Origin of the sequence: Endozoicomonas sp. ONNA1 (assembly GCF_024606325.1) — a bacterium.
In the GTDB taxonomy this organism is placed as follows: domain Bacteria; phylum Pseudomonadota; class Gammaproteobacteria; order Pseudomonadales; family Endozoicomonadaceae; genus Endozoicomonas_A.
On sequence record NZ_JAHHPN010000673.1, the window covers coordinates 1 to 21,006 of the forward strand.

At 47.3% G+C, this 21,006-nt stretch carries 18 protein-coding genes; 9 read left to right on the top strand and 9 right to left on the bottom strand.

What is annotated here, in order from left to right; genetic code table 11:
• Nucleotides 1–322: 322 nt before the first annotated feature.
• Together KDK19_RS15800 and KDK19_RS15805 are read right to left on the bottom strand one after the other, a co-directional pair.
• On the bottom strand, nucleotides 323–1,435 hold the full coding sequence (locus KDK19_RS15800; protein ID WP_257254582.1) for a hypothetical protein: 1,113 nt from the start codon (nucleotides 1,433–1,435) through the stop codon (nucleotides 323–325).
• Between the two features lie 457 nt (nucleotides 1,436–1,892).
• Complete coding sequence (locus KDK19_RS15805; protein ID WP_257254583.1) at nucleotides 1,893–4,289, bottom strand: ATP-dependent helicase; 2,397 nt, start codon at nucleotides 4,287–4,289, stop codon at nucleotides 1,893–1,895.
• Between the two features lie 677 nt (nucleotides 4,290–4,966).
• Here KDK19_RS15805 and KDK19_RS15810 point away from each other — a divergent pair.
• The 6 genes from KDK19_RS15810 (at nucleotide 4,967) to KDK19_RS15835 (ending at nucleotide 12,119) form a co-directional block, all read left to right on the top strand.
• Nucleotides 4,967–6,229 carry a NupC/NupG family nucleoside CNT transporter gene (locus tag KDK19_RS15810; protein ID WP_257254584.1) on the top strand — a complete coding sequence of 421 codons (1,263 nt, stop codon included), beginning with the start codon at nucleotides 4,967–4,969 and terminating at the stop codon, nucleotides 6,227–6,229.
• A gap of 323 nt (nucleotides 6,230–6,552) precedes the next feature.
• Nucleotides 6,553–8,016, top strand: coding sequence for a glycosyltransferase family 39 protein (locus KDK19_RS15815; protein WP_257254585.1), 1,464 nt, complete (start codon nucleotides 6,553–6,555; stop codon nucleotides 8,014–8,016).
• Nucleotides 8,017–8,263: 247 nt separating this feature from the next.
• Nucleotides 8,264–9,514, top strand: coding sequence for a GtrA family protein (locus tag KDK19_RS15820; protein ID WP_257254586.1), 1,251 nt, complete (start codon nucleotides 8,264–8,266; stop codon nucleotides 9,512–9,514).
• Nucleotides 9,511–10,737: a glycosyltransferase family 9 protein gene (locus KDK19_RS15825; protein ID WP_257254587.1), complete on the top strand. Its 1,227-nt coding sequence runs from the start codon at nucleotides 9,511–9,513 to the stop codon at nucleotides 10,735–10,737. The genes KDK19_RS15820 and KDK19_RS15825 overlap by 4 nt, the downstream gene beginning before the upstream one ends.
• A 112-nt stretch (nucleotides 10,738–10,849) precedes the next feature.
• A complete protein-coding gene (locus KDK19_RS15830) occupies nucleotides 10,850–11,179 on the top strand; it encodes a helix-turn-helix domain-containing protein (protein WP_257254588.1) in 330 nt (109 codons plus the stop codon).
• A gap of 49 nt (nucleotides 11,180–11,228) precedes the next feature.
• A complete protein-coding gene (locus KDK19_RS15835) occupies nucleotides 11,229–12,119 on the top strand; it encodes an omptin family outer membrane protease (protein ID WP_257254589.1) in 891 nt (296 codons plus the stop codon).
• 207 nt (nucleotides 12,120–12,326) lie between these two features.
• Here KDK19_RS15835 and KDK19_RS15840 read toward each other — a convergent pair whose 3' ends face one another.
• The 4 genes from KDK19_RS15840 to KDK19_RS15855 form a co-directional block, all read right to left on the bottom strand.
• The gene (locus KDK19_RS15840) at nucleotides 12,327–12,599 is read right to left on the bottom strand and encodes an HU family DNA-binding protein (protein ID WP_257254590.1); all 273 of its coding nucleotides are present in this window, start codon (nucleotides 12,597–12,599) and stop codon (nucleotides 12,327–12,329) included.
• 95 nt (nucleotides 12,600–12,694) lie between these two features.
• Complete coding sequence (locus KDK19_RS15845; RefSeq protein ID WP_257281142.1) at nucleotides 12,695–13,252, bottom strand: hypothetical protein; 558 nt, start codon at nucleotides 13,250–13,252, stop codon at nucleotides 12,695–12,697.
• Between the two features lie 169 nt (nucleotides 13,253–13,421).
• Entirely contained in the window at nucleotides 13,422–13,601 is a 180-nt protein-coding gene (locus KDK19_RS15850) for a hypothetical protein (RefSeq protein WP_257292332.1), read from the bottom strand.
• A 129-nt stretch (nucleotides 13,602–13,730) separates the two neighbouring features.
• A complete protein-coding gene (locus KDK19_RS15855; RefSeq protein ID WP_257292333.1) occupies nucleotides 13,731–14,591 on the bottom strand; it encodes a universal stress protein in 861 nt (286 codons plus the stop codon).
• A 314-nt stretch (nucleotides 14,592–14,905) separates the two neighbouring features.
• Between KDK19_RS15855 and KDK19_RS15860 the strand changes: the two genes are divergently transcribed.
• A complete protein-coding gene (locus KDK19_RS15860) occupies nucleotides 14,906–15,532 on the top strand; it encodes a tRNA-(ms[2]io[6]A)-hydroxylase (RefSeq protein ID WP_257254593.1) in 627 nt (208 codons plus the stop codon).
• A gap of 20 nt (nucleotides 15,533–15,552) precedes the next feature.
• On the opposite strand, the gene KDK19_RS15865 is transcribed toward KDK19_RS15860, so the two are convergent.
• Together KDK19_RS15865 and KDK19_RS15870 are read right to left on the bottom strand one after the other, a co-directional pair.
• Nucleotides 15,553–16,302 carry a UDP-2,3-diacylglucosamine diphosphatase gene (locus KDK19_RS15865; RefSeq protein WP_257292334.1) on the bottom strand — a complete coding sequence of 250 codons (750 nt, stop codon included), beginning with the start codon at nucleotides 16,300–16,302 and terminating at the stop codon, nucleotides 15,553–15,555.
• Nucleotides 16,303–16,314: 12 nt separating this feature from the next.
• On the bottom strand, nucleotides 16,315–16,806 hold the full coding sequence (locus KDK19_RS15870; RefSeq protein WP_257254595.1) for a peptidylprolyl isomerase: 492 nt from the start codon (nucleotides 16,804–16,806) through the stop codon (nucleotides 16,315–16,317).
• Nucleotides 16,807–17,193: 387 nt separating this feature from the next.
• On the opposite strand from KDK19_RS15870, the gene KDK19_RS15875 reads away from it, so the two are divergent.
• Nucleotides 17,194–18,888: a glutamine--tRNA ligase/YqeY domain fusion protein gene (locus KDK19_RS15875; RefSeq protein ID WP_257254596.1), complete on the top strand. Its 1,695-nt coding sequence runs from the start codon at nucleotides 17,194–17,196 to the stop codon at nucleotides 18,886–18,888.
• 98 nt (nucleotides 18,889–18,986) lie between these two features.
• The gene (cysS, locus tag KDK19_RS15880; RefSeq protein ID WP_257292336.1) at nucleotides 18,987–20,366 is read left to right on the top strand and encodes a cysteine--tRNA ligase; all 1,380 of its coding nucleotides are present in this window, start codon (nucleotides 18,987–18,989) and stop codon (nucleotides 20,364–20,366) included.
• A 40-nt stretch (nucleotides 20,367–20,406) separates the two neighbouring features.
• On the opposite strand, the gene KDK19_RS15885 is transcribed toward cysS, so the two are convergent.
• Nucleotides 20,407–20,601 carry a hypothetical protein gene (locus KDK19_RS15885; protein WP_257292335.1) on the bottom strand — a complete coding sequence of 65 codons (195 nt, stop codon included), beginning with the start codon at nucleotides 20,599–20,601 and terminating at the stop codon, nucleotides 20,407–20,409.
• Nucleotides 20,602–21,006: the final 405 nt, after the last annotated feature.

Here is a 21,006-nt window from a genome sequence, read left to right on the forward strand (position 1 = left end):
TAGACCAATTTATTGCAACCGTAGTAGGACAGCCTTAAGTCCGACAGGCTGCTAGTCATTTGACCCACACTGCTGGCAAGAAACTATATAGTTCAGCTACGGTATTTTCGCCATTCATTGGCAGGCGTTAACTGTCGTGCTATATGAGTCAGGAGCAATTTTTGTCTGGAACGATCAAAGGTGTTTTTGGACGTAGACGGTCATAAAAGTCGGAAGGGGGCTTTTGTTAAATCGCCCGGGCAAGAGGCCCGGGCGAAGAGAAAAGTCAGTCCAGATTGAATGTCATCCAACCGTTTCGCCAAGCTTTCAAAACAACTATCTGTCAATTAAACAAGGTGCGCAAATAATCCAAAGGAGCATAAAACTTCTTCCATTGGTTACGGGCTGTTTCGGTGAAACTTTCTTCAAGTGAGAAACCATAGATGTCATAGTTTGAAACGCCATTGATCAGAGCGAGAGCCAATGCAGGAGCCAGAGTAATAGCAACGTTTCTTAATAAATGATTTGAGTCCAGGTTTGAGTTTTGTATTGTCAGAAGTTTCATGACTCCGGCGCCGACTATGAGCCCGGACATAGCTCCAGCATTGATTTTGTCTTTAAGTTGGGATGAAGATTCAAATTTGGGTAGCGATAAAGACAGAGTGCTAACTGCGGCTATGAACAAGAGTCGGTCAAAGGCGGTTCCAGCGGCTATGGCTCCGGCTGTGGCTCCGGCTATTGATCCGGCTATGACTCCGGCTCCGGCTAAGTTTGCTGCTGTTCTTTCTGGCTCGAAGGCATGACTATCGCCTGAATTAGAGGGTGGTAAAGAGAATAATGAAGTTAAAGCCTGTGTTACTGAAGCAGATATCACGTAAGCAAAGATGGCTTCTACTCGAGAAGAGCCCTTGGCAATAAACTCGTTATGAACTATTGTCCCGACCATCATGCCAGCGATTGATTTCAACATAGTATATTCACTGTGAGCGTAATCTTCAGGATGGATTTCAGGTCTGTCATCATTCCTCAGAGCCTGTATGACAGAGGCTCCGGCTATCGTCCTGGCCACTATCTCGTGCGTAAAGTAAGCCATTGTTATTATGGGTGTAAAATAAGGATTGTCGTTATTGTGCGCTCTGTAGGCAATGAATCCTGTTCCAACAAATCGAAGCGGCTGAGCAAAAGGCCAGGGTCGTACATGTCCGGCCAAAGCAACCTCAGTAGAGGTAATAATGGATGCGAGTTGATTACAAAAAGAAGATTTGACCTCTTGTAAATTATTTCTTTCTATATCGGATAGGTCAAACCGACCCGTAAGGATAGATAGCGGCTCGTTTGATTTGCAGATGCCGTACCAGAATCCATAACTGATCACGGTAGAAACTGCCAGCCTGGAACTAATGCCTACCAGTTTCAGACCGTCTTCAACTAACGATGCATTATTGTAGTGGCTCAATAAGTTAAGTTGTTGTTCTTTCGATATGTCTGAATGGGCAACTGAACATATAAATATTAAGCATGAGAGTATCGTTATCGGTTTACCGGATATTTTCATTATTCGTGTCCTTAATCAGGGTAATTGATTTGCCAGAAGCAAATGAACAGCCAAACCTAATCTGCCTGAAGCAGCCTCTTTTTTTGATTGCATCCAGTATGAGATTGATGAGTGATAAATACTTTATAAGCGGCCTACCTTGGCTAACCTTTCCAGTTGGTAAAACCTGATAAGTATGATCAGGAACCTGCTATTCATTCACAGTCCTTCGGCCTTTTTATTTTCCGGGATAATGTATAGTTCAGGGATGGTATTTTCGCCATTCATTGGCAGAACACACAAAATTACCTGGATGATAAGTATTGAAGAGAAAGCCAGAAGCGGCTTTACGGTTTCTATCAGTTGGTTGGCGGAGCGTTCAAAGTAATTCAAACAGATGTAAAACCTGCTCATTGCGGGCAAATCTTTTTACACTATGCTGCCTGTCAAACAGGATGACAAAGTTGGTGTCATTGACTTCAATGACTTTACCCTCTCCGAAAATACTGTGTCTGAGTCTCCGGTTCACCTGCCAAGGTGCGTTTTCTGGCACTTCCCTGCGAAAGATGTTCTGTCGTGCTGATAGATAGGCCGGACTGCGTACTGAAGAGGCAGACTTGGAGCGATGCTTTTCTGCCAGTGAAGGAATTGTTTCAAGCCGTTTTGCCAGATTCGGCTTTATTGCCTGAAAGTATTGACGTGCCGCTCTGGTCAGACCAGTTTTTTTGAGTTGATTGACCAGTTCATCTTCAGAAGTCTGATTGAGTGACTGGCAAACGGATTTGACGTGGGGGATCTGCATTTCTTTTAGAAACAGGCTGATCTGCTGTGAGTCGTTATTCATCCAGCTGTTGGCTCTGGTGTTCAGGGATCCGTTGCCGGTAAAAAGATAGAGTTTTTCTCTGGCCCGGGTCATGGCGACGTAAAGTAGTCTCCTTTCAGCTTCCAGATCTTCACTGCTGCCCGGAGTCAGTTCATCCTCTCTTTTGAACGGCCAGTATTTTTGGGTCAGTCCCGGAATCAGAACGATGGGCCATTCCAGTCCCTTGGCCCGATGGCAGGAACTGATCACGATCTGTTCTGATTGGTCATAGGCATGCTGCCCGGAGTGTCTGGTTTGTTGATTCTGTCTGGATCTCAATTCGTCCAGGTGCAAACAGCTGTCACTGACGGTGAGGTTCATTTTTCTCAGGTAACTGAGAAAACCATCGATAGCCAGCAATTGCTCTTCCGTTCTCTGATCGTTGAGGCTCATGGATTGCAGACTTTCCCTGAGCTCCGTGCGTTGAATGTAGCGTTGCAGTACCGCAGTGGCAGATTCCTGATTCGATGTTTTTTCCAGTGATAGCAATATCTCAGCCCTGTCGTACAGTTTCTGGCGTTGATAATTATTGATGCCAGCGATTTTGCTGGCTGAAAGGCCCAATTCTTTCCCCCAAAGTTGATTGTGCTCTTGAAGGTTGGCGGAAAGTTGCTTTACCAGAGCCGCTTTTATGCCCAAATGAGGTAGGGTAAACAGCAAAGACAATACCTCATATCGAGCGGCAGAGTTTAAGTGCTGCAAATCACCAGAGGCTATTCTCAGGGCAGCGATCAAGGCTGATATTTCAGGACGGTCAAACAGGTAAGGGCCTTCACATTGGTAGGGTAGACCGCTTGCCAACAACCTCAGTTCCAATGGCACCGATTGTGCCCAGACTCTTAAAAGCACAGCTATCTGCGACCCGGAGCCGGAAATATGCTGTTGAATGGTTGCCAATACCCGCTCTGTATCTTCGCCAGCTCCCTGTGAGATTGAGATGCTTGAATCCGGGTTGTCCGGGTGAGCAATACAGATCACACCTTTTCTGTTTTTGTTACGACTGATCAGGTGGCTGGCTGCCATGGCGATCTCGTGGCCATAGCGAAAGGTATGAGGCAGAGTCAACTCGTGAACGGCATCGGTGCGGGCATAATCCGCTTCGAAGTGCCGGAGAATATTCTGAATATTGGCCCCGGCAAATTCATAGATGGTTTGATCGGGGTCGCCTACGGCAATCACTTTGGCTCTGTCTCCAGCGATGATGCGTGTCAACCTGTGTTGCAAGGTTGAAGTGTCCTGGTATTCATCCACTATAATTCGATCTATTTTGTTGGTGATGCGGGGGATGATTTCCGGGTTGGCTTCTATCAAACATACTGTGTCGTACAGCATATCCATAAAGGTTATTCTGCGATGCTGGTGGCGCCATTGCTCAAAGGTTTCAAAAAGTTCCACCAGAAATTGAAAATGATCGGGATAGTCTGCCCGCATCAGGACTGTGGAAGGCTTGTCCAAACTGGCCTTAACGTTATCGATAAAACCGGCAGCCACTTCAATGTATCGGGCGCTGTCTGCTTTGATCCTGTCCTGAAGCACGTCAGGTGCTAATGCCAGCAAAAGCTCACGGACTTTCAGCTCAATCTCTTTCTCTGTCAGGGGGCGATGATTGTAGGACGATCTCAACCCCCACTCTTCGAGCGACTTCAAAAGTCTCAGGCCCGTTGAGTGATAGGTTCGGACTTTTGGAAGAACCGGCCACTGTCGGCATCGTCTGCGGAGCTTGTCGGTAAAGTCCAGCTGGGCTGACTTGTTGAACATCATAACCACGATGCGTCGAGGGGAAACACCCTGGTTCAGTAACTCATTAATGAGAAAGGCCAGGGTAGTGGTCTTACCTGAACCGGCTACTGCTATACAAAGGGCATGTCCATTTACATGCTCAGTTACCCTCTGTTGAGAGCCGGTCAGTTCCATACAATCAATGCGCCAGTGTTAATCTATCAGACGAGGCAATCATAGTACCAAAGAATGGTCCCGGGGGCGTAGACTCATACGAATTTTATCGAACAGAACAGACGAACAGTGGGTATTTGAAAATGGAAAGGCGCTTCCGCCCTGCCACCATTTGCGACAAACGGTAGTATTTCCTCCGAGCCAGATGGGACCGTTAAATTAATGTTGACAATTTGTCCGTTGTCTTGTCTGTAGTCGTGACTGACGGCACACGAGCCCGGGTTTGGATCGCAGTTGTAAAAGAAGCCAGGCCTGAAATGGGTGGGTGCAACGCAACCCGGTCCTGTGCAGTTACCTGAAAAGGCGGAGAGATCATGATTGGGTGCACCGCCTCGAATGAAGTTATCTTTAATTACACCAACGAATAACCATCAGCCAAAGATTTTAGTCAGAGAGTACTTTTGTAGCAATTTTTTAGGTTGCTTGGGTCGAGGGCGGGCTGACCTTTAGCAAGAGTAGTCGTTATTTTGATAAGTGCGGGAAGGTCAAAGAAACGCTTATCATCCTTGCTGATACCTGAGGCGAATTTTAGATAGGGTTTGTCATTATTATGTTTTTATTCGGTAATTACTTTCTACTAAAGCCAATAAATATATAAGTATAATGCCCCGAGACTCTGTTTAAAGGTGATCATCCCCATGCAACACATGCTTATAAGCCTGGTAGGAATCGCAGTCCTGCTGGGTATTGCAATACTGCTTTCGGACAATCGTAAAGCAATAAAATTGCGAACGGTGGGTGGTGCCTTTGCCATTCAGGCAGGTATCGGCGCATTTGTTCTGTATATCCCCGCCGGACAATACATTCTGGAAGCTATTACCAACGGCGTAAATGCTGTTATGGGATATGCTAATAATGGTATTGGTTTTCTCTTTGGCGAACTGGCCAGCTTCAAACTGGGCTTTATATTCTTTGTCCATGTTCTCTCAGTCATTATCTTTTTTGCGGCTCTGGTAGCGGTGCTCTATCACCTTGGTATCATGCAGCTTGTCATCAAACTACTTGGCGGTGCTCTGCGCAAATTACTCGGCACCAGTCGCACAGAATCACTGTCTGCTGCTGCTAACGTTTTTGTTGGCCAGACTGAAGCACCTCTGCTGGTTCGTCCTTTCATCAGCCGCATGACTCAGTCCGAACTCTTTGCCGTTATGGTGGGTGGTTTGGCTTCCGTTGCCGGTGCGGTCATGGTGGGCTATGCCAGTATGGGGGTTGAGCTTAAGTACCTGATTGCTGCCAGTTTTATGGCAGCTCCGGGTGGCCTGTTGATGGCAAAAATTATCAAGCCTGAAACCGAGAGACCTTATGATGATATAGACGACATTGAGCAGCAGAACGCTGAAGATAAGCCAGCTAACATTTTCGATGCGGCTGCTTCGGGTGCTGCCAGTGGGCTCAAACTGGCTGCCATGATCGGTGCTATGTTACTGGCTTTCATCTCCCTGATTGCCATGCTCAACGGTTTGCTGGGCTGGGCTGGTGGTTGGTTCGGTTATCCGGACCTGACTATCGAGCTGATCCTGGGTTATGCATTCTCTCCTCTGGCTTACCTGATCGGTGTACCTTGGTCTGAAGCTCTGACTGCGGGCAGCTTCCTGGGTCAAAAAATGATCGTTAACGAGTTTGTTGCTTTCAGTAGTTTGGCAAACTATGTCGATGCTGAAGCAGCAGCGAAAGCCGGTGTTGCCTTGTTGTCTGATCGTTCCCAGGCGATTCTGACCTTTGCTTTGTGTGGTTTCGCTAACATTTCATCCATTGCTATTTTGCTGGGTGGTCTGGGCTCCATGGCACCTAACCGTCGTCATGACATCGCTCGTTTTGGTTTGAAAGCGGTTGTAGCTGGTACACTTTCAAACCTCATGAGTGCTACTATTGCGGGTCTGTTTCTGACGCTGGCCGTTTAAAGCGCGTTGCCGGATGGGTCGGAAATGACCGGCTCGTCCAATGCTTCCTGTCTGATTTCGCTATTTTTTCCATATTCCCCTTATACAGATCCTTGGTCTTTAACCTGCAGGACTGGATCAAAATGAAATGATCATCATTCATTAATTGACTTTTTTTTAGACAGCACTTGTCGTAGAGTAATAGGCCGGTTTGTTCTGTTTCAGTTTGGAGAAAGCTGTAAACAGATTCAAAGAGTTTGCCCACCATCTGCCTGATAAAGAATGCTAAATGGTAGTGGAATGATGGTTGAAGGCTTTATCCAATCCTTTTAACCGGGGGTTTCATGCAGGAACGAGGGCGAGTTGCCTCCTGGGGTATCATTATTGTGGTGCTCCTGATTCATTTAGCCATGGCACCCGGAGTGTCGCTGGGTGTCGATGAAGCTCACTATGCACTTTATGCCCTGTATCCGGCCCTCAGTTATTTTGATCACCCGCCTATGGTGGGTTGGTTACAGACCTTGATAGCCCCTCTGGGTTACGATGAATTTACAGTAAGGCTTGTCCCTGCGATTCTTTATGCGTTGAGCAGTTATCTGGTGTTTAGACTCAGCGGGATTCTCTTTCCTGATGGCCCAGCCTGGGTGGGGCTGGTTGCCGTCTTTCTGATCAATACGGCACCTATGCTGCAACTGATGGGGTGGGGGCTGGTGCCCGATCTGCCTCTGATGGTCTTTGGTCTTTTGTCTCTGGAACTGATTTACCGTATCCATAATCAAAATCGTTTGCTGTATTGGCTGGGTCTGGGCATCGTTTACGGGCTGGCAGGGTTGAGTAAATACACTGCGATATTCCTGCCCCTGGGCATGACCCTGTTCATGATTCAGTATCAGGGACTGAGTTGGCTTCGACAGGCCGGTCCATGGTTGGCCGCCCTGATAGCACTGATATTGATCTCTCCCGTATTAGTCTGGAATGCTGACAACGATTGGGCTTCTCTGGCTTATCAGTTTGATCGTGGTGTCGGAGTTGAGGAGTGGTCTTTGAAAGATGCACTGGTCATGCAGTTAGCACAAATGTTTCTTTATTCCATTCTGGCTTATGTGGCCGCCATAGCCGCTGCTTTTTCACTGATCAGGAAACGAATCCCGGAGGAGGACAGGGCATCCTGCTGGCTGATTGTCTGGAGTGCTTTTCCGGTACTGGTTGTTATTGGCTGGTCTGCCGGTGATGGTACTGTGTTGCCTAACTGGCCAGCCCTTGGCTGGACACTACTGGCGCCTTTGTCGGCCTACTGGATCTGCCTTGGCTGGTCCCATTGGTGGTTGAAGAGTCTGGCTGTTTTTTCCTCCTTCCTGTCAATTGGACTGATTGTCTTCGTGTTCTTCTTTCTGGCATTTATGCCTCTTTCTACTTTCCCTTTCATGGCATCAGCCATTAAGGATCTGGTGGGCTGGAAAGCGGCAGCTGAACAGGCACAGCTATTGAGGCAGAAGTGGCAGGAAGAAGAGGGGGTGGAACCGGTTCTGATGGTGGATAATTGGACTAAGGCCAGTCGTATAGCCTGGTACGCCTATCCAGAGCCCGTTCAAGTGTTGGCCGACCGTTTAACCCAGTTTGATTTCTGGCATGGTAAACCAGAAGCCGATAGTTATGGTCTGCTGGTGCGGGACAAGCAATCAGTTCCTGGGAATGATCATCTTGAAATACAGAACTTTTCGTGCAGTCTGGTCGATGAAACAGAGTCCGGAGTTGATACTGTTACGGTTAATCGATTCCAGTTTTACCAGTGTAAACCGGCTCATTGAGTAGTTTTTTACAGGAAATCCTATCGATGGTTTATTGATGGTTTTTTTTGAAACTTTCTATCTTTGCATCCGTCCATACTCCTTTAGTTTCACATTGGGTTCATATCTGTTTTTTATACGGTCTTTGCATATTCTACTGTCTGTAGTAACTTGGTTTTTACTGTTAAACATTTTTCATCTATTCAGGGTGAATCATCATTTTTATTACTGAGAGCTGTTTTCATAGGGTATTGAGGTTATATAAGGAATGTCCGATTTGCTCGGAGTAGGTTCTGGCCGGTCTCGCTCAACAATATATAAAGCCAGTTGCTTTCTGCTGCCCTTTGTGGCTGTGTTCTCAGTGACTCCGCTTAATCATTCAGTTTTTTATCATATTAATGAATGGGGTTCTGAATCACCCACTGCTATTTTCTGGGTGTTATTAACCAACCTTGGAGATGGCTTTTTCCTCTTTCCCCTGGCCATGTTGTTGTTCTACAAAATGCCCGATAAACAGCTGGCTATTATTTTCACCATGCTAGTGGGTGATCTCTTGCTGAGTGGTGGTAAGGCTCTTCTTTCCTCTTTACGTCCTGTCGGCGAGCTGGGGCTTGAAGCCGTGAATGTCCTGGGGCCTGTACTAAAAACAGATACTATGCCTTCAGGGCATAGCGGTACGGTTTTTCTTTTAGTTGGGCTTGCGTTTCTTTATTTAAAATCACGCATTCAATATCTGATTCTTTTGGTTGCAGCCTTTTCTGCATTATCACGCGTTGTTGTAGGGGCGCATTGGCCGTTTGATATTTTTCTGGGTGCCTGGGTGGGTATTCTGGCTGCAGTAATAGGGGATTTTCTGGCCAGTAAACTGAAATCGGGCTTTAAGAGTCGTGTAGTCTTTATCCTGTTGGGTCTGTTGTGTGTGGTCGTACTGCCGCTATACGACAATGGTTTTCGCTCCTACAAAGTGATTATGTATTTACAGTTTGTACTTGCGCTGCTGGCTCTTGTCTTGTCCGTTCACTGTTTGCGCTCTCTTTATCAGGACGAGCTGGCAGTTCGCATGAAGCAATCCGGAACCCTATTCAATAAACTGTTTCTGTTGGGGCAGAGACTGACCAAGTTCGGTATGGTAGGAGCCAGTGGATTCCTGGTGGATATGAGTGTTTACACCCTGTTAGGCCAGTGGCTGGGAGTTCCTCACCTGATGGCCAGAGGAGGTTCCTATTGGGTCGCTGCCAGTTGGAACTGGTTTTGGAATCGTAACTTTACCTATTCCCATGTCCCCAAGGAGAAAAAACTGAAGCAATGGAGTAAGTATCTGGCTATGTGTGTGGTCAGTTTTATTCCCAACTGGGGTACCTATTATTTATTAACGAGCTTTGTGCCTTTCTTTTTGGAATACAAACAGTTGGCGCTCGTGTCTGGTGTTTTGGCAGGCATGCTATTTAATTTCACCATAGCAACGGTATTTGTATTTGCAGGACGAAAGTCCAATGTAGCTAAGGGAGCCAACTTGTGAAAGTAGATACTATGCGATGGGTTGATCACTATGTAGGTGTCCCGCTCTGCTTGCTTTTGAAACTGGCTTTCTGGCCTTTTGACTGGATTCGCAAGGGGCAAGAAACAGTTTCCAGCAATGTACTGTTTATTGAATTGTCTGAAATGGGCAGTGCCATTCTGGCTGACCCCTCCATGCGCTGGTTGAAAGGGCAGGGCAAAACCTTACATTTTGTCATTTTTGAGAAAAATGCAGTCAGCCTGCATTTATTAAATACCGTTGACCGGGACAATATTTGCCTGATTAAACCAGATAACCTTTTCAGTCTGGCACTCAGTAGCCTTAAATTCCTGATCTGGTGTCGAAAAAAGAAGATTGATACGGTTATTGATCTGGAGTTGTTCTCCCGTTTTACAGCCATCCTTACCCGTCTCAGCGGTGCCGGCAACCGGACAGGTTTTGATCGGGTTCACGAAGAGGGGCTTTACCGGGGTAATCATTTAACTCATCCGGTGATGTACAACCCTCACCGTCATATTTCCAGAAACTTTATGACTCTGGTAAAGGCTTCTCAAAATGCACCGCATCAGCCTTATCAAAAAGATGGATTTGACGAGACTATTGAACTGGCCAGAGCGGAAGTGAACAGTGACCTGAGGTCATCGGTCGTCACTAAGCTGAAATCTCTTTACAGTGACTTTAAGCCCGGTATCCAGCGTCTGGTATTGGTGAACCCGAATGCCAGTGACCTGCTCCCCCAAAGACGATGGATGAAAGATCGTTATGTGGATGTTATTCAGAGCTTGCTGGCTGAATACTCCGACATTCTGGTGGTGATTACCGGTGCTCCGGCAGAGCGTCCGGAAGCTGAAATGCTCAGACAGCAGGTTAATCATGAGCGCTGTCTCAACACTGCCGGAGCTTTTGAGTTCAGGGAACTGGTCCCCCTTTACTCGATCTCTGAACTGATGTTGTCCAATGATTCAGGCCCTCCCCATTTTGCATCCGTCACAGAACTGAAAACTTTTGTGATATTTGGGCCAGAAACGCCTGCACTTTATGGTGCCCTCGGGAATTCAACGCCCATCTATGCCGGATTGCCCTGTTCGCCCTGTGTCAGTGCCGGGAATCACAGGAAGACCAGCTGCGTAGATAACCAGTGCCTGAAAGTGATTGAGTCCGGGCAGGTATTGGATGCATTGAGGCCAGCCCTGGATACCGGTCTGATCGTAAAAGCAGATTAGAGGTCAGGGTTGTGAAGAAAGGGTTTCCTAATTACAACCGGTCATTACCAGAGCATGTGTTACACTGAATTTTAATAAAGTATTTTTTTCGATTATCAACGAGAGTTCAAGGATGAACCTGACAACAAGGATCCTTCGTTCACGCAAGGAAAAGCGTTATTCTCAACAAGTTTTGGCTGATATGATCGGTGTCTCCCGGAGTGCTCTGGCTCAGTGGGAAACTGAAATGAGCAGCCCCAGTCTTGAAAACCTCCGAAAAATGGCCGAACTACTGGAAGTGTCGTTTGAATGGTTGGCGACGGGCAGGGGGAACCAATACCTGACTTCACCCGCCGATACCATTTGCGACACCCAAGTCGATGATGAAATCATACGTAACCTGAACAGAATGAACCTGAAGAAAAAGCGAGCCATTCTCAATGTTATGAGAGCCATGGGATGATCGGCATCATAGGCACGTATGCTGGCACCTCAATTATTAGAGGTGAGTGATGAAAAAGCTAATTTTATTGCCGATTTTTGCCGTTGCAGATACCGGCGCACATGCCAAAGTAACATTAGAAGGCTCGTTGGGCGTCTTAAATGGAGAGGCAACCGAATTAGTGTATTTCGGCGCTGAGAAAGTCAGTCAACTCGATTGGAAAACTGACAATGCGCCTGTTATTAAGCTAGGTGCAATTTGGGATTTAAACGCAAGCTGGACATTTACTGCAAACTACTGGATGACCTTAACTGATGGCGATGGCCATATGACAGATAGAGACTGGGACTGGGAATCAGGAATATCGGAACCATCTCACATATCAAAACACCCTGATACAAAAACAACCAAAGCCTTCACAATAGATCTGAGTGCTTCTTATTGGTTGCTTTCGCAAAGTCACTATAAAGTGGGTGTTACTGGCGGCCTGTTAAGTCAAAAAACACAGTATGAGGCACGAGGAGGCTCATACAATTACGGTTTCGGTCAATATGTCGGCACTTTTCCTGATGACACTCTTATCATTTCATACGAGCAAAAATTTTCAACATTGTATCTGGGATTGGGCGGAAACTACAGACGCGGAAAATCTGAGTTTGGTGCTCAAGTAAAATGGAGTCCCCTGGTTAAAGCGGATGACTTCGACACGCACCATCTTAGAAACACTACTTTTAAAAGCGAAGGTGATGGCAATTCAACTTACACTTTTTTATCACTTAATTATGCCTATCATTTAAATCCGGTAATGAAGATTTATGGTGAATATGCTTACACAAAATTTTCTGAGAAAAACATGAATGTGACGATCAATGATGGTTTGGATACATACTATGTTGAGGATGCAGGAGGAGCAGCCAGCGAAAGTTCAGTAATATCCATTGGGCTTAAATACAGTTTCTGATCAATTTAATACATTATTGCTTGATATAAGTGTTGAAAAGCGTCTTTCTAACGACTGTGAATCAAACAATTACTTTTACTGCAATGAAAGACTCACTGAAGACCGGTCAGGACAAAAGCCTTGTTGGCTTTGTCCTGACCGGTCTTCAGTGTTTTTTGATCATGGCGGTTTGGGTGATGATCCGGCAGACAGCTTTGAGTCGTCTGCCTATTTCACCACTTCACGCAGTTTGTTGCCGGGTTTGAATTGAGGCAGTTTGCAGGCGGGTATATGAATTTCCTGGCCCGTTTGCGGGTTCCTTCCCTTGCGTGCCGCTCGATCCACCACTGAAAAAGTTCCAAATCCTATCAGCTGCACGATATCTCCCTTTGCCAGGGTATCCTGGGTATTTTGAATGAAGGCATTGACGGCCTGCTCTGCCTTGTTCTTTGAAAGGTTGGATTGTTCCGCGACCTTTTCAACAAGTTCTTTCTTGTTCATAGCGCGTCTCGACAATGGTTACCTGTGGGTGAGAAAGAATACCCAACCGGAGGAAACTCAGGATGGGCGACGGGCATTCCTGGTATCAGGCGTACTCAGGAAGAAGGATAGAGTTCATATTGCTGACCCTCATAGTTCACAATCAAAAGTCGTTGATGCGCTGGATCCAGAAGGTTGATGGCGTAAGCCTGCCCATCGCTGGACTCGCAATCGCAATGGCTGTCACTGGCATCATGATTAAGACGGAACAATACCTGATCAATCAGATCCTCATTGACTGCTTGTTTCCTGGTACAGAGCAGGGTAGCCAGTCTCTGTAAACCGGCAGGCAATGTATGTTTTCCGCTCAATAACTGGTTGAGATCAATGGTGTTATGCCGGGGGGCATAACTGGCAATTTTGCCTTCCTCAACTGCATGAAAGTATACCTGCTCTTCAGTTAGAGAGGACTCTTCAGTGAGGGGCTGAAAGGCCGGATTACATTTAACGGCTCTGCCGTCCGGTAACTGATCGTCACTCAGTACCTTTTCTGCTGAAAGCTTACGATTCAGTCTGATAGAGAAAACAGGCTGGTTACTGGTGTCAGAGTTTTCAACCCCATGTGTTGTCAGGAGAGTGTCGCTGGGGGTTGATATTGAATCTTCGTTGGTCATCAGTTTCCTCAGCAAATTCAATCCGGCGTTATTAAAAAAAACTGGAAACCGTTTAGTCAGGAATCCAAACCAATGGATTCCGGTTTTGGTCATAAACTGTCTATTCTCACTCAGGCTCATACACCTGAGGCTACCCTCAGAACAGCATGACGGACTCTGATGATCGGTTTTAGCATAAATCCAGAACCGACTTTTTCCCTGTGGGAATAACGACATTGCTCTGTATTTCCGGAATAATCGTTAACGGTTTGTTGGAAGTGCCCAGATCGCTTTTTTCCGGTCTGACCCGAACAATATAGAAGCTCTCGCCGTTTTCGTCCTGAATCCTGTTGGAACTGATGTGTTTCACAGTGCCCTTGAGGCTGCCGTAAAGAGTCGTGATGATGAGATGTTGGGGAGGTTTGGTGGGTTATGGCTACTTTCTGTATACCTGAATGGAATGACAGAAAGTAGCATTCAGGAACGGGTTCGGTTTCGGTCATGCTTCCAGCTCACGCTCCAGCGGTAGCATGTGGTGTCTGGATTGAACGGCAAGCAGATCACAGTCGATATTGCTGGCCAACTTTTCAGCGGTATTGCCCAGAGTAAGTCCACTGAGCCCTGAGCGGGCATTCGTACCCATGATCAACAGTGATGTCGCCAGCTCACGGGTCAGATCCGGAATCATGGTTTCGGCCGGTGCAGGCACCAGATGAATAGAACCCTCAGTAATACCGTAATCTTTGGCAAAATGCTGACAGTTCTTCAGGTAACGGTCCTCGTTGGTCTGGCCATCTCCTTTGTCAGACATTGCCAGCATGATAGTGGGGTAGGCAGAAGCCAGATGCAGGTCAGCCTCAAAATAGTCTGTGACTGCCCTGGCGTTTTCCATGATAGCCGTATTCAGCTGCTGATGGTCGGCGTCTCCGGGATCGGCCTTAATGGCCGCAAGCATAGATTGATTTTCCCATGGGCGGTCATGACGAACCAGCAGGACAGGAACTCTGCTTTTTCTTAGCAATGCCCAGTCTGTGGGCGTTGAGAAAGGTTTTTCCATAAAGCTTTCCTGCCGGAAATCCTTGACCACCAGATGACTTCGTTCCAACTGTCTGACATGGACAATGGTGTCGAGAAGGTTATTTCTCCATAATTGCTGGCTGGCGACCTCTATACCTTCAGTTTCGACATGTTTGGTGAGGGCGGTGAGTACCTCAGCAGACGTTGCGTCAGGTTTGGGGTTCGGAGCCAGAATATGCAGGCTGCAGTGGGCTGCCCTGGCCAGCTGGGTGGCTCGATTGAGTGCGACATGACGGGCTTTGCGAGTATCAACAATAACCAGTATTCGTTGTATTCCTTGCATGGCCTGCTCCTCTATACCTTAAGGATTTCAATAACCCTGAGGGGGTCTCAGCTCTAATTGTTTTTATAGACTAATGGCATCGTACTGAATAGCCGAATCGGAGAAAATGATTTGCATCAATACCGTTAATATATTAATGAAATGCTGAAAAGTCCTTGCCATCAGTGGCAAGGAACCCATGACAGCATTCAGCTTTAAAGGTAAGGTAGTGTCGAAATTTTAACCTTCGTCCAGATTTAACCGGGGCCGTTTAGTGAGACTTGGTTGTTTGGAGCCTTTTTTTAGAGACCCGGAAATTTAGAGACATAGAAATAATGAGTGACCAGAGCCTGGCCGTATGCTTTCCTGAGCTGTATGCCTTTTTACCCTGTGTAACGCCGGATGAATGGATTGCAGAGGCCCTGAAACATCAGGATATTCTGTTAACCGATCATGCTAATTGTGAAAAAAAGGCGGCCTCCACGGCGTTGAACCTGATGTACCGCTACACAGAGCATTTTGATTTGCTCAACAAAATGTCCCGTCTGGCCCGTGAGGAGCTGAGGCATTTTGAACAGGTTCTGGCCATTATCAAAAAACGGGGTATCCCCTACAAACCGCTGTCTGCTTCCCGTTATGCCGGCGCACTTAGAAAGCACGTCAGAACCTGGGAGCCTGCTCGAATGGTGGATACCCTGATTATTGGTGCCTACATCGAAGCCCGCTCCTGTGAGCGATTCCACAAGCTGGCCCCTTATCTTGATGATGAGCTAAAGAAGTTTTACCTGTCACTGCTTAAGTCGGAAGGCCGCCATTTTAAAGATTACCTGACTCTGGCAGAAAGTATTTCTGATGAATCCATAGAAGAACGGGTGGCTTTTTTTGCAGGGGTAGAACGGGAAGCCATTGAGTCCGCGGATGAAGAGTTCCGTTTTCACAGTGGTGTCCCGGTCACCGCCTGAAGGATTTGACTCGTCAGCAATTAGCTGACGATCTGATGTGGATCTGACTGTATTTCGAAAGCATCCATCTTCAGCCCGGATTCATTAGAGGTTAATACCCAGCCCTGTCGGTCCCAATCGCCCAGAACAATCCGTTTGCCGGTTCCTGAAGTCAGCGCAACTTCATGGGTGTTCGGACGGTGGGTATGACCATGGATCAGCGTTTTGACCTGATACTTTTCCATTAGCCGAACCACTTCCTTTGGAGCGACATCCATGATGGCCAGAGATTTCGTGGATTTGGCTTTTTTACTGTTGCTGCGTAATTTTTGAGCCAGTTTTTTTCGGTAACTCCGCGGAGTCAGGCGAAGGATGCCCAGAACCAGGGGGTTACGGACCACCTTCCGATAGCGAAGGTATTGCTGGTCACCCGTGCAGAGCAGGTCCCCGTGCATCAGAAGAACCGTCTCGCCATTCAGGTCAATGACGCAGGGATCATTGAGCCAGGTGGCTCCGGTCATTCTCAGGAAATCCTTGCCAATAGCAAAGTCTCTATTGCCTGCCATCAGAAACAATGGTTTGCCAGAATCTGTGTAGGCTCTGAGCTGATGAGCTATGTCATGATGAAAGGGTTCCATAGCGTCATCGCCTACCCAGTACTCAAAGAAATCGCCCAGAATGTAAAGTGCGTCAGATTGGGAGGCCTGTTCCTGCATGAAAGAAGAGAACGCCCGGACAATGTCCGGGCGTTCGGGTGTCAAATGCAAATCAGAAATGAACTTTATGTTCATTCGCAGGGCTTCCTATTCCACGACCGCAGATTCAATCACCACGTCATCAACAGGAACATCCTGATGACCGGCACGGAAGGTGGTTTTAGTCGCCTTTATTTTGTTCACAATATCCATGCCTTCAGTGACCTGGCCAAATACGCAGTAGCCCCAACCATCCGGTGTCTTAGAGGTGTGGTTAAGGAAATGGTTGTCAGAGACATTGATAAAGAATTGCGATGAGGCTGAATGAGGATCCATCGTTCTGGCCATGGCAATGGTACCTACGGCGTTTTTCAGGCCATTATCCGCTTCGTTTTCGATAGCTGCCTGAGTGTCTTTCTGAACCATACCCGGTTCAAAACCACCGCCCTGGATCATAAAACCATCAATGACCCTGTGAAAGATGGTGCCGTCAAAGTGGCCGCTCTTTACATATTCCAGAAAGTTAGCCACAGTCTTGGGGGCTTTTTCGGCGTCCAGTTCCAGTTTGATGTCGCCAAAATTGGTATGAAGTATAACCATAGGGTTACCGTAATCTCTGTTCTGATGGTTCGCGATCGGAAAACTTGCAATTCTAGGTCTTTATGATGCTTGTGTAAAAGTCCTGAGTGGAATAAACAGCATTGAGCGACTGAATCAGGTAGGGTGATACACTGGGCACTATTCCGGAAACCTCAAGCCAAAAGCCGGTCTGACCTGTACCCTTTGCCGGGAAAATGTTAGTCTCAGCTGTTGACTGAACAGCCATGAGTGATGGAGAAATCCATGATCACTTTGGGTGGCAAAAGGTTTTTTTACGTTAAAATAATGCATTCCCTCTAAAGCATGAACAGGTCAGATCCAAAAGGGTCTGATATTTTTCGGGCTTCTATGTTAGAGAGGGCTTTCTCCTCCAAGACGCTGGTTGCAATGAGCACGACAGACACTTCATCCAACAAACCATCAAAATCGGGTAACTTTCTGGAGCAGATCATTGAAAAAGATCTGGCCGCTGGTGTAGTTCAATCGGTCCAGACCCGATTCCCACCAGAGCCCAACGGCTTTTTGCATATAGGTCATGCTACTTCTATCTGTCTGAACTTTGGACTGGCTGAGCAATTCAATGGTCAATGTAACCTGAGGTTTGATGACACGAATCCCGAGAAAGAGGAGCAGATGTATGTCGATGCCATTCAGGAAGATGTTCGCTGGCTGGGTTTCAGTTGGAGCGGAGATGTACGCTACGCTTCCAGCTACTTTGATCAGTTCTATGAGTGGGCCCTCTACCTGATCAAAGAAGGCCTTGCTTATGTGGATCATCAGGATGCAGAGTCCATGGCTAAAAATCGGGGTGACTTTAATAACCCCGGTGTTGAAACCGAATGCCGCAGGCGCTCTGTGGAAGAGAACCTGACAGAGTTTGAAAAGATGCGTGCCGGTGAGTACGAAGAAGGTCAGTGCAGCCTGAGGGCGAAGATTGACCTGCAAAACCCCAACATGAACATGCGTGATCCGATCCTTTATCGCATCCGCAAAGTTCCCCACCACCAGACTGGTGATAAATGGTGTATCTATCCAAGCTATGACTTTGCCCATGGCCAGGAAGATGCCATTGAAGGAGTGACACACTCGATCTGTACCCTGGAATTTCAGGACCATCGTCCGTTGTATGACTGGTTTATTGAAAACCTGCCGGTACCCTCAAGGCCGAAACAGTACGAGTTTGCCAGAACTAACCTGAACTACACCGTCACCAGCAAACGTAAACTGAAGCGGCTGGTGGACGAAGGTATAGTGGAAGGCTGGGACGATCCCCGTATGCCCACTGTGTCCGGTATGCGTCGCCGTGGTTACACACCGGCTTCTATTCGCAAGTTCTCCGATATGGTGGGCGTCAGTCGTTCCGATGGTATTGCCGATGTTTCCATGCTGGAACATGCGATTCGCGACGACCTGAACAACAATGCAGCTCGCGCTATGGCCGTTCTGAACCCACTGAAAGTCCTGATTACCAACCTGCCTGAAGGTGAGTTACAGGAAATGACAGCAGCGGTACACCCAAACAAGCCTGAATTGGGTGAGCGTCACCTGCCGTTTACACACGAATTGTATATTGATCGCGCTGACTTTACTGAAGACACCACATTGTCACGCAAGAAGTTCAAGCGTCTGGTGTCTGGTGAATATGTCCGTCTGCGCAGTGCTTATGTCATCAAGTCAGACGAAGTGATCAAAGACGAGCAGGGCGAAATCACAGAGATTCACTGCAGCTATGTACCCGGTACTGTGGGTGAAAATCCTCCTGAAGGCATTAAGCCTCGCGGTGTCATTCACTGGGTGTCAGCGACCCACGGCAAGCAGGCAGAGATCCGTAAGTACGATCGACTGTTTAATCACCCTGCTCCTGACAAGGGTGAGGAAGACTTTATGGCCCATGTGAATCCGTCTTCTCTGGAAGTCGTGACAGGCTGGGTAGAACCCTCTCTGGTGGAAGCCAAACCGGAACAGGGCTTTCAGTTTGAGAGAGAAGGATACTTTGTCGCCGATCGACGAGAGCACTGTGCTGAAAAGCCAGTATTCAATATGACGATTGGTCTCAAGGATACCTGGGCCAGCAAAGTCTGAATTAGTGGAATCAAGCTCTCCTTGTCAGCCTCCATTATCAGGAGAGCAACGAGGAGAGCATATAGCCTGAATCATCGGGCTACAGGACAAATAACGTGTTGCAGATATACAACTCACTGACCCGCACCAAAGAAGCCTTTAAACCGCTGGATGAAAATCATGTGCGGATGTACGTCTGTGGTATGACAGTTTATGACCTGTGCCATATTGGTCATGCCAGAACGGTTACGGCTTTTGATGTGGTCTCTCGTTACCTGAGAGCCAAAGGTTACAACCTGACTTATATTCGCAATATCACCGATATTGACGATAAGATTATTCGTCGCTCTATTGAAAATGGTGAAACCATTGATGTACTGACGGATCGCATGATTGCGGCCATGCGGGAAGACTTCAGGCGTTTGGGTAATCTGGAGCCTGATAAGGAGCCCAGAGCGACCGAACACGTGGAAGGCATGATCGACATGATCGGCGATCTGGTCGAGAAAGGTTTTGCCTACGCACCGGGTAATGGCGACGTTTATTTTCGGGTTCGCAAATTCGATGGCTATGGCAAACTGTCTGGCAAGATTCTGGAAGAGCTGGAAGCCGGTGCCCGAATCGAAGTCGATGAGCAAAAAGAAGATCCTATGGACTTTGTGCTCTGGAAGGGTGCCAAAGAAGGCGAGCCAAGCTGGAATTCCCCTTGGGGTAATGGTCGTCCTGGCTGGCATATCGAGTGCTCGGTCATGGGTAAATGCTGCCTGGGAGCAACCTTTGATATTCATGGCGGCGGTTCGGATCTCAAGTTCCCTCACCATGAAAACGAGATTGCCCAGAGTGAAGCGGCCAATGGCCAGACCTTCGTGAATACCTGGATGCACTCGGGTGCGATCCGCATTGATAATGTAAAGATGTCCAAAAGCCTTGGTAACTTCTTTACGATTCGCGAAGTGCTGGATAAGTACCCGGACGAAGTCGTACGTTACTTCCTGATTTCCAGCCATTACCGCAGCCCGGTCAATTACTCGGAAGACAGTCTGAAAGAGGCTTCGGTTCGTCTTGAGCGTCTGTATACAGCGCTGAAAGGGCTCAATGTAGCGGGTGTCAGTGCGGCTGAAGGTACTCGTTTTGAAGAAAAGTTCATGGCTTCCATGGATGATGACTTCAATACTCCGGAAGCCTTGGCATCTCTGTTTGAGCTGGTACGTGAGCTAAATACCGTGCGTGCCGAAGATGAGCAGCAGGCATTGCCGCTGGCAGCCTTGCTGGTCAAACTGGGCGGTATTCTGGGGGTTCTGCAGGGGGATGCTGAGTCGTTCCTGAAGTCCGGAGCCGATGTTGATGAGGCCTGGATTGAAGCAATGATTCAGAAACGCAAGGACGCCAAAAAAACTCGTGACTTCGCTGAAGCGGATCGTATCCGTGAAGAGCTGGCCAGTCGGGGTGTTATCCTTCAGGACAGTCGTGAAGGGACCAGCTGGCGTATTGAACGCTGACAGACTGCACAGGGCTTGATATCCTCAGGCCCTGTCTTCCTCAAAAGCTTTCACTCCTGCATTCACAATCAGGCGCTAATACCTGTTTATTAATAGTGAATACTGATACCATGTCGTGCAATAAAACATACTCACCCGGACTGTTAAAAAGCCATTGAGCCAGAGGATAAGCGCTTGTCAGCTGTTTTGGTAGTTGAAGCTCCTCGGGCGGTAGCGTGCCTTTTATGTTTAGCACAAAAGGCTCTTTACCACTTGATCACCAGGGTTTGACACATGATTGTAAATCCTGATTTTCTTTAGGTCTTTGTGCCCAATAAATCGATTGTTCAGTTTTCAAACTTTAGCGCTTCACACTGAGGCTATTTCGTACATCTGTCATAAAATGAGATGGCATGGCAAGTCCAAGAGCTGTTATTTTGTACAGTATTATTGGCAGAAATACCAAAATGCAAATAACTCACTTGCGGCTTATTCAGTGCAGTAGTTAAAATAGCTTATAAGCTGTTGATAATTCATGATTTTTCGACAGGTTGAAAAGTTGGGATATATCTCAAGTGAGTTTATTTTCCCTGATTTTGGGGGATATGCCGCGTGTGAGTGTAATATCTGATATCACTCGCTTGAGGTCTAATAGCTGTTA